At 68.2% G+C, this 261-nt stretch carries 1 protein-coding gene; it reads right to left on the bottom strand.

From position 1 onward, the window contains the following. The coding region (locus N0K08_RS22975) for a hypothetical protein (RefSeq protein WP_261502764.1) at nucleotides 1-261 on the bottom strand (261 nt) is incomplete at both ends.

Below are 261 nucleotides of genomic sequence, written 5' to 3'. Positions count from 1 at the left end.
TCCGCCTGGCCGCTGAAGGTGAAGCTCAGCGTGGTCGGGGCATCGACGGCATGGCTCAGCGTGAGATTGAAGACCGCGCTGCTGCCCTCGTTGACCAGGCCCGGGTCGGACACATCCAGCACCGGCACGTCAGCGCCCGGACCTTGGGTGTCGGTAATGGTCGCATGGCCGGTGTCGGTGATGCCGGCCGGCAGCGGCGTGCCGTTGAGCGTCGCGCCGGTCAGCGTGCCCGTCAGGTTCAGCTGCTCGCTGCCTTCAAAC

This window comes from Acidovorax bellezanensis (genome assembly GCF_025421555.1).
GTDB classification, from domain to species: domain Bacteria; phylum Pseudomonadota; class Gammaproteobacteria; order Burkholderiales; family Burkholderiaceae_C; genus Comamonas; species Comamonas bellezanensis.
This window is presented reverse-complemented; position numbering and strand designations above follow the sequence as displayed.